Source organism: Spirillospora sp. NPDC049652, from assembly GCF_040675125.1.
In the GTDB taxonomy this organism is placed as follows: Bacteria; Actinomycetota; Actinomycetes; order Streptosporangiales; family Streptosporangiaceae; genus Spirillospora.
Genome location: NZ_JBFAOF010001505.1, coordinates 1 through 1195, shown reverse-complemented (window position 1 = coordinate 1195; position 1195 = coordinate 1). Strand labels below are relative to the sequence as shown.

The 1195-nt window shown below is 77.2% G+C and carries 2 protein-coding genes; both read right to left on the bottom strand.

Annotation, left to right across the window (positions count from 1 at the left end):
* Positions 1-441 (bottom strand): XdhC family protein (locus AB0J52_RS41485; protein WP_500188765.1); only part of this gene is annotated, 441 nt, incomplete at its 3' end.
* Positions 434-1132 carry a vWA domain-containing protein gene (locus AB0J52_RS41480; RefSeq protein ID WP_500188767.1) on the bottom strand — a complete coding sequence of 233 codons (699 nt, stop codon included), beginning with the start codon at positions 1130-1132 and terminating at the stop codon, positions 434-436. The genes AB0J52_RS41485 and AB0J52_RS41480, both read right to left, overlap by 8 nt.
* Between the last annotated feature and the right edge of the window lie 63 nt (positions 1133-1195).

Sequence of the window (1195 nt, the reverse complement as noted above, 5' to 3'; positions counted from 1 at the left end):
CGGAGCGGCGGCCGGCCAGATCACGCGGCGGGCGCCGATCCGGCCCGGCCCGGCCACGACGGTCGCGACCGCGACCGGACGGTGCTCCCTGATCGCGGACACGACCTCGCCGAACTCCGGAAAGGACGCCGCGTCGACCGGCTCGACCAGCACGTCCAGGATGCCGCCGCAGGTCAGGCCGACCGCGAACGCGTCGTCGTCGGTCACCCCGTACCGCTGGACGACCGGCCGCCCCGACTCCATGACCTCCCGCGCCAGCTCGTACACCGCGCCCTCGACGCATCCGCCGGACACGCTGCCCGCGGCCTCGCCGTCCGCCGACACCGCCATCGCCGCGCCCGGCGGACGCGGCGCGCTGCGGAACGTCCCGACCACGGTGGCCAGGCCGAACGTCCGCCCGGACGCGTACCAGGAGGCGATGTCGTCGAGCACGTCACGCATGGCCCGGGTCTCCGATCAGTCGGGCGAGCTCCTCCAGCGCGGCCAGGCTGTGCCCGGAGGTGAACGCGGAAAGGTGCGGGAGGGCTGCCGCCATGCCCGCGGTCACCGGCGCGTACCCGGGCCGCGCCTTGTGCGGGTTCGCCCAGACCACCCGGTGCGCCAGCCGGGCGAGCCGGGCGGTCTGCGCGCCGAGCAGGGCCGCGTCGCCGCGCTCCCAGCCGTCCGAGGCGATGACGACGACCGCGCCGCGCGCGAGCCCCCGCTGCCCGAACCGGTCCAGGAACTCCTTCAGCTCCTCGCCGAGCCGCGTCCCGCCGCTCCAGTCCGGAATGGCGTCCGCGACAGCGCGCATCGCCGCGTCCGGGTCGCGGTGCCCCAGTTCGCGGGTCAGCCGGGTCAGCCGCGTCCCCACGCTGAACACCTCCACCCGGCGCGCCGCCGCCCCGGTGGACGCGCGGACGCAGGCGTGGGCGAAGCGGAGCAGGGCGTCGGCGTAGGGCGACATCGAGCCGGACACGTCCACCAGCAGGACGAGGCGGCGCGGCCGGCTGCGGTGGACGCGGTGGCGGAGGACCGCCGGCTCGCCCCCGCGCCGGAGCGCCTCGCGGACGGTCCGCGCCGGGTCGAGCCGTCCCGACGGAGCCGGGACGAAGCGGCGCGAACGGCGCGGCTCGGCCGACGCGGCGAGCAGCGCGATCAGCCGTCCGGGCTACCGGGTGCCCGACGAACTGCTGGGCGAGATGCGGGCCATGAC